9 protein-coding genes and 1 pseudogene are annotated in these 6,050 nt (G+C 65.8%); 7 read left to right on the top strand and 3 right to left on the bottom strand.

Annotated elements, in window-relative coordinates:
• Positions 1-141: 141 nt before the first annotated feature.
• The 4 genes and pseudogenes from AC6CHP_RS18445 (at position 142) to AC6CHP_RS18430 (ending at position 1,717) form a co-directional block, all read left to right on the top strand.
• The gene (locus AC6CHP_RS18445; RefSeq protein ID WP_498231478.1) at positions 142-975 is read left to right on the top strand and encodes a methylenetetrahydrofolate reductase; all 834 of its coding nucleotides are present in this window, start codon (positions 142-144) and stop codon (positions 973-975) included.
• 61 nt (positions 976-1,036) lie between these two features.
• A pseudogene (locus AC6CHP_RS18440) lies at positions 1,037-1,207 on the top strand (formyltetrahydrofolate deformylase); the annotation flags it as partial.
• A gap of 5 nt (positions 1,208-1,212) precedes the next feature.
• Entirely contained in the window at positions 1,213-1,431 is a 219-nt protein-coding gene (locus AC6CHP_RS18435; RefSeq protein ID WP_174174886.1) for a hypothetical protein, read from the top strand.
• A gap of 43 nt (positions 1,432-1,474) precedes the next feature.
• The gene (locus tag AC6CHP_RS18430) at positions 1,475-1,717 is read left to right on the top strand and encodes a hypothetical protein (RefSeq protein ID WP_498231476.1); all 243 of its coding nucleotides are present in this window, start codon (positions 1,475-1,477) and stop codon (positions 1,715-1,717) included.
• Positions 1,718-1,726: 9 nt separating this feature from the next.
• Here AC6CHP_RS18430 and AC6CHP_RS18425 read toward each other — a convergent pair whose 3' ends face one another.
• From AC6CHP_RS18425 to AC6CHP_RS18415, 3 genes are all read right to left on the bottom strand, one after another.
• Positions 1,727-1,891, bottom strand: a complete 165-nt coding sequence (locus AC6CHP_RS18425) for a hypothetical protein (RefSeq protein ID WP_188731551.1) — start codon at positions 1,889-1,891, stop codon at positions 1,727-1,729.
• Between the two features lie 180 nt (positions 1,892-2,071).
• Complete coding sequence (locus AC6CHP_RS18420) at positions 2,072-2,494, bottom strand: universal stress protein (RefSeq protein WP_104189434.1); 423 nt, start codon at positions 2,492-2,494, stop codon at positions 2,072-2,074.
• Between the two features lie 48 nt (positions 2,495-2,542).
• Entirely contained in the window at positions 2,543-3,052 is a 510-nt protein-coding gene (locus AC6CHP_RS18415; protein WP_498231474.1) for a hypothetical protein, read from the bottom strand.
• 238 nt (positions 3,053-3,290) lie between these two features.
• Here AC6CHP_RS18415 and AC6CHP_RS18410 point away from each other — a divergent pair, with 238 nt between their 5' ends.
• From AC6CHP_RS18410 to AC6CHP_RS18400, 3 genes are all read left to right on the top strand, one after another.
• Positions 3,291-4,499, top strand: coding sequence for an aspartate transaminase (locus tag AC6CHP_RS18410; protein ID WP_498231472.1), 1,209 nt, complete (start codon positions 3,291-3,293; stop codon positions 4,497-4,499).
• A 27-nt stretch (positions 4,500-4,526) separates the two neighbouring features.
• On the top strand, positions 4,527-5,204 hold the full coding sequence (locus tag AC6CHP_RS18405) for a 4-carboxy-4-hydroxy-2-oxoadipate aldolase/oxaloacetate decarboxylase (RefSeq protein WP_188731556.1): 678 nt from the start codon (positions 4,527-4,529) through the stop codon (positions 5,202-5,204).
• A gap of 94 nt (positions 5,205-5,298) precedes the next feature.
• Complete coding sequence (locus AC6CHP_RS18400) at positions 5,299-6,024, top strand: AAA family ATPase (protein ID WP_377195376.1); 726 nt, start codon at positions 5,299-5,301, stop codon at positions 6,022-6,024.
• Positions 6,025-6,050: the final 26 nt, after the last annotated feature.

Raw genomic sequence — 6,050 nt, 5'->3', positions numbered from 1 at the left:
GGGCTGGGAGATCCCCGCCGAACTCGCCCACATCGAGTCCTCCGGCAGCACCCGCCAGGAAGCCAGCTCCCTGCTGGCGGCCACTGCATGACGGGATAGCCACCGCTGAAGCCCCTGAAAACTGAAGCAAAGACAGGACCAATGATGTTCCCCGTCAGAATCGAAATCATTCCCTCCGAGGGAATCGTTGAGCAGGTCCGGGCCAAGGTGTCCGCGGCCACGCCGCTGAGCGTCACCTGCCTGCCGCACCACGGCATCGAGCGCACCATGCGCACCGCCGTGGAGCTGAGCGACGCCGGCTACCAGGTGATCCCGCACCTCGCCGCCCGGAGCATCCGCAGCCGTGCCGAGCTCACCGACATCATCCGTGGCTGCGATGCCGCGGGAATCCGCGAAGTCTTCGTTATTGGGGGAGACCGGAAGCAGCCCGCCGGCACCTACGACTCGGCGTTTCCGGTCCTCGAGGACATCGCCCAGTACACCGGCGGAATGATGCGCGTGGGCGTGGCCGGCTACCCGGAGGGCCACCCGCTGGTCAGCCCCCTGGACCTGCTGGACGGACTGCTGGCCAAGCAGCCTCTTGCCTCGCATGTAGTCACGCAGATGTGCTTTTCCGCCGGAAAGATCCACGATTACGCCGCGCTCCTGCGCCGCGAAGGCGTCCACCTGCCCCTGTGGGCGGGCGTGGCGGGGTCCGTCCCGCGGACCAAGCTGGTGGCACTCGCCACGCAGATCGGCGTCGGAAGTTCCCTGAAGTTCCTCAGCCGCAAGGGCCCGCTGGCCCGCAAACTCCTCAGCGGCGACCGGTACTCCCCGGACACCCTGGTGGCCGGGCTCAAAACCACGCCCGGCGCCGTTGCCGGCATCCACCTCTACAGCTTCAACAGCCTCGACTCCCTGCCCTCAGGTCCTGGAAACGTATCCTCTTCCGCACTCCAGACAGCTTTGATCCGAGGAGCAGCACGTGACAACTAACCCTGTGACAACCCGCCAGGAGCCGCATCTTGGGCGGCAGCTCACCAACGCGGGGCCTTATGAGGGCCCGTTCATCTCGCAGCAGGTCATCGAGGTGGACCACACGTACACCGCGGACGACCTGGTGGCGGTGGGCCGGGACGCGGAGTGCGTGGCGCTCCGGAATGCCGTCCGCTGGCACTGCGAGGGCCGGGTCCTGCTGCTGGGCAACCGGACCGTCGTCCTGCGGTAGGCGCCATGAAACCGAGCGAAGCTCACAGCTGGCGGCGGGTGTCCTGGAACGCCCTGCCCGCAGGCCAGCCGGTACGCCTCTCTCAGGACGGGCAACATATCGGCTGCGGCGTGGTGGACGGGTCCACACCGGACGGCTCCATCATCTGGGTGGTGTTGGACGGGTGGTCCGAGCGCCGCATGTTCCACCGGGAGGACTTCGTCAAAGTGGAGATCAAAGGATAGAGCCGGCTGTTGACCGCCCACCCGCAATTGGCCACGATGGGGTATGACTGAGACCGGAGCTGACCCCGCAGGCACCCCTTCTGGCGACGATGCCGTGGAGGAGGTCGACGGCGTGGCGACGGCGGAGGGCATCGCGGACGAGATCCGGGACGAGATCCGCCTGGGCCACGTCGAGGACGACGTCAGCCACGTGCTTGAGGAACGCTTCGACGAGGCCGGCATAAGCTTGCGTCCGGAGGCCGTGGACGACCTTGCCGAGGAGATCGAGAAGGACGCCTCGACCTAGGGATCAGGGCTACGGCCAGTCCGCCAGCCTGAACTGCACGGGCTGCCGAATGCCGACCAGGAGGTCGCCGGTCCACTCGGCGACTGTGCGCTGCCGACCCTCCAGCGGATCCGAAATATCGGGCTGCTGAACTTCCTCGCGGGCAGTCTGCGTAGCGTCGTCCGAGCGTTCCATGTATCCCCCCTTGGCGTGCTGTTGAAGCTAACCGTAGGCAGGCCGGGACGGCAACGGAAGAGGGTTTATCTATCGACGGGATAAACTTGGCAAATCTTGAGCAAGAGGCGCATAAAGCAAGCGGACGACGGCGGGAGGTCCCGCCGTCGTCCGCTGTCCTTGTGCCCCGCTGGGGAGTGGCTAGTCGTCGTAGGTGTTGGCGATGTAGACGTCGCACGGTGCGTTGTGCGCCACGCTGTTGGCCACGCTGCCGAGGAGCCGGCCGATGCCGCGCATGCGCCGGTTACCGACGACGATCAGCCGCGCGTCGAGGCGCATGGCTTCCTTGATGAGGGCGTCAGCGGGCTTGCCGCGGGCTGCGAAGTAGCTGATCTCCACGCCCGGCCGCGTTTCGCCAAGGGACTTCGCGACCGTTTCGGCGGCCTCGGAGTTCCAGACCTTCACTTCGTCCGAGCCGACGCCGAAGGTCTCGGCCCGGTCCGAGTCGAATGCGGTGACGATGTGGAGGGAACCTCCCAGCGACTTTGCAAGGCCCAGCGCCACTTCCGCAGCCTTCCGTGCCGACGGGCTGCCGTCCACACCTACAACAACTACTCCGCTCATGCTGTGCTCCTTCGTTCTGTGTCCGTGGTTCAACGTCCACTGGCCAGTCTAGAGAAGTTCAGGCTGAAGACCCCACGTCATTTTGCGGATGTCCCCACTTTGCAGTCCGCTGAGCGCGGCGAGCTCGAAGTCATCCATGACGCCGAGGCGGCGGGCGGCGGCCAGAAGGGTCAGCCGCCGCCCCTCCAGGGCAGCCTTTGCTTCCCCGAGTTCGGCCAGCTCGGACTTCAGCCCCGCGATGACAGCCAACTGCTGATCCGGGTGTGCCCCGGACGGCAGCAGGTCATCAAAGGACAGGCCGATGGTTCGGATGGTCCAACGGGAAAGCCCTGCAGCCTCGGCCAGGCGCGTCACCTTGATCCCGTCCCGGAGCGCCTGCGCGATGTGCTGGTTCAGGCGGACGAAGAGCGGACGGCTGCTGCTGGCGTTGAAGGCGATGCGCTGCCGGTTCGCCTTGAGCAGCCTGCGGAGCTTGTCCGCCTGCCGGGCGGTGGGGTCGGATTTCGGCATTCCGCGGTAGCGGTAGTAACCGGCATCGTCCTGGTGCGTAACGCTCAAGATCACTCCTCGGTTCGTTGTGCCGCTGAACGGGCCGACGTACCTAGAAGGCTAGGCAGCAAGGCGCCGCGGCGGGAAATACCAATAGTGCGTGGACCCATAACCGGAACGTGTGGGTGGGCCAGCCATAAGGGACGCTTATCCGCCCACGCACTTTAGGTCTTATCCACAGCAGCGGGATTTCCCTAGTGTCGAAGGAAACGAGCACCGCTCACTCCTGACTCCCTAGGAAGAGACCATGCCAGAATTTGTACCTGCCTTGCGGGTGTCCCGCATCAAGTCCTCGGCCAGTGTGGCTGCTGCGGCCCGGGTGCGTGAGCTCAAGGCGGAAGGACGCCGCATCCTCGACCTGACCGTCGGAGAGCCGGACTTCGACACGCCGGAGCACATCAAGGCAGCCGCGGTGGAGGCCATCACCCGCGGCGAAACCAAGTACACGTCGGTCACCGGAACTCCGGCGCTGCAGAAGGCCATCCTCCAGACCCTCGAGCTGCGCACGGGCCTGCACTACACGCCGGCTGAGGTCACCATCGGCGGGGGAGCCAAGCAGGTCATCTTTACCGCCTTCATGGCCTCCCTCAACGCCGGCGACGAAGTGATTGTTCCCGCCCCCTACTGGGTTTCCTACCCGGATATGGTGCTGGCCAACGACGGCACGCCGGTCGTTGTTCCCTGCGGCGAAGACTCCGGATTCAAGCTCACCCCGGAGGCCCTGGCGGGTGCCATCACAGGCCGGACCAAGTGGGTCATCCTCAACGCACCGTCCAACCCCACCGGCGCCGTCTATTCCCGTGCCGAACTGCGGGCGCTCGCCGACGTCCTTGCCGTTCACCCGCACGTCTCTGTCCTCGCGGACGAAATATACGACCAGATCTACTTCGGCGACGGCAAGCTGGCCAGCCTGGTGGAGGTGGCCCCGGAACTCAAGGACCGGGTCCTGGCCGTCAACGGCGTATCCAAGGCCTACGCCATGACCGGCTGGCGCCTGGGATACGCCGCAGGGCCGGCGCCGCTGATCGCAGCCATCAACAAGCTGCAGTCGCAGATCTCCTCCTGCCCGTCCTCCGTGAGCCAGGCCGCCGCCGCGGCCGCCCTCACCGGCAGCCAGGACTTCGTCCGGGACAGCGTGGAGACCTACCGCAAGCGGCGGGACACCGCCGTCGCCGCCCTGAACGCCGTTGACGGTTTGTCATGCACGACGCCGGACGGCGCCTTCTACACATACGTCAACTGTGCAGGGGTCATCGGCAAAACAACGCCCGAAGGACAGGTCATCAGTAACGACCAGGACTTCACCCTCTACCTGCTTGATGCAGCCTCCGTGGCTGTGATCCAGGGCTCGGCCTACGGCCTGGGCCCGTACTTCCGGATCTCCTACGCCACCAGCCTGGACGTCATCGAGGAATCCATCGCTGCCATCGACAAGGCCGTCCAGGCCCTCACCTGACCCAACCCCACCGAAGGAAACAACGCCGTGATCCACGTCAAAACCACCATCGACCGACCCAGCGCCGACGCCGTCAGCCGGCTGGCGAAGTTCTCGTCAGCCACCATCCACGAGGCGCAGGGCCGTAAGGGCGCACTGAGCTCCCGCATCAAGCCCATCGACAGGGCCATGTCCTTCTGCGGCCCCGCCACCACCGTCCGCTGCGCACCGCGTGACAACCTGATGCTCCAGGTGGCCATCCACTACGCCCAGCCCGGGGACGTCATCCTGGCTTCCGCGGGGGAATACGAGGAAGCCGGGACGTTCGGCGACGTCCTGGGCAACGCCATGAAGGCCAAGGGCCTGGCCGGCCTGGTGACGGACTCCGGTGTCCGCGACACCCAGGACCTCATTGAACTCGGACTGCCCGTCTTTTCCGGCAGCGTGTCCATCAAGGGCACGGTCAAGGAGACCATCGGCCCCATCAACCACCCGGTGGTCTTCGGTGACGAAATCATCTATCCCGGTGACGTCCTGCGTGGCGACGCCGATGGTGTGGTGGTGGTCCGCAAGGACGAGATCGAGGAGGTCATCCGCCTCTCCCAGGAACGTGACGACGCCGAGCGTGAGCTCATTGGCCTGTACAAGGCAGGCGGCACCACCATCGATCTCTGCAACCTCACGGACGTCCTGAAGGCCAAGGGCCTGCTGGTGGAACAGGCTTAGCTGGGCTCTTCCTGCGAAGCACAGGCGCACCTGGCGGCCGGGCAGTGGCCGGCGGGTTGCGCTTCCCCGCCGCGCCGGCTGCAAGAATGGGCGCATGCCCCTCGACAGATTTCCGATCCGCCGGTTGGAAGAGGATCCATCCAACGTCCTTGACCGTCGGCGGTGGCCGGCAGTCCTGCCGCCCGTGGCACAGGTACTGGACGATGGGCTTGAACTGACGCCAGCCACCGTCCTGGTGGGCGAGAACGGTTCAGGGAAATCAACGATCGTGGAAGCGATAGCCCTGGCGTACGGTTTGTCGCCCGAAGGCGGGTCAACTGGTGCGCGGCACAGCACCAGGGCCAGTGAATCGCTGCTGGCCGATCATCTGCAGCTTGTCAGGAATGCGGGCACCACCAGGCGCGGGTACTTCCTGCGGGCCGAAACAATGCATGGCTTCTTTACCTACCTGGAGAAAAACCCCAGTACCTCGGGCCGGGACGATATCCGCTTCCACGACATGTCCCACGGTGAGTCGTTCCTGGAACTCGCGGTCAACAGATTCCGCGGGCGGGGGCTGTGGGTGCTGGATGAGCCGGAGTCCGCATTGTCCTTCAGCGGGTGCCTGAGTCTCCTCGGGGTCCTGAAAGACCTCCTGGCGTCCGGGGAATCCCAGGTGATCATGTCCACGCACTCGCCGGTTCTTGCGGCCCTTCCGGGAGCCCGGATCCTGGAAGTGGGGCCGTGGGGACTGCGCCCTCGTGGCTGGGAGGAGCTGGACCTCGTGGGCAGCTGGCGGTCGTTCCTTGATGCGCCCCAGCGGTACCTCCGGCACCTCTAGTCCAGGCCGGAGGTACCACCGTGCGG

The organism is Pseudarthrobacter sp. GQ63 (genome assembly GCF_059758765.1).
This window is presented reverse-complemented; position numbering and strand designations above follow the sequence as displayed.

What these genes read in the sequence shown, in the direction of transcription:
- AC6CHP_RS18430 (WP_498231476.1), top strand. Translation starts at nt 1,475, where the DNA reads ATGACTGAGACCGGAGCTGACCCCGCAGGCACCCCTTCTGGCGACGAT.
- AC6CHP_RS18420 (WP_104189434.1), bottom strand. Translation starts at nt 2,494, where the DNA reads ATGAGCGGAGTAGTTGTTGTAGGTGTGGACGGCAGCCCGTCGGCACGG.
- AC6CHP_RS18445 (WP_498231478.1), top strand. Translation starts at nt 142, where the DNA reads ATGATGTTCCCCGTCAGAATCGAAATCATTCCCTCCGAGGGAATCGTT.
- AC6CHP_RS18400 (WP_377195376.1), top strand. Translation starts at nt 5,299, where the DNA reads ATGCCCCTCGACAGATTTCCGATCCGCCGGTTGGAAGAGGATCCATCC.
- AC6CHP_RS18410 (WP_498231472.1), top strand. Translation starts at nt 3,291, where the DNA reads ATGCCAGAATTTGTACCTGCCTTGCGGGTGTCCCGCATCAAGTCCTCG.
- AC6CHP_RS18425 (WP_188731551.1), bottom strand. Translation starts at nt 1,891, where the DNA reads ATGGAACGCTCGGACGACGCTACGCAGACTGCCCGCGAGGAAGTTCAG.
- AC6CHP_RS18435 (WP_174174886.1), top strand. Translation starts at nt 1,213, where the DNA reads ATGAAACCGAGCGAAGCTCACAGCTGGCGGCGGGTGTCCTGGAACGCC.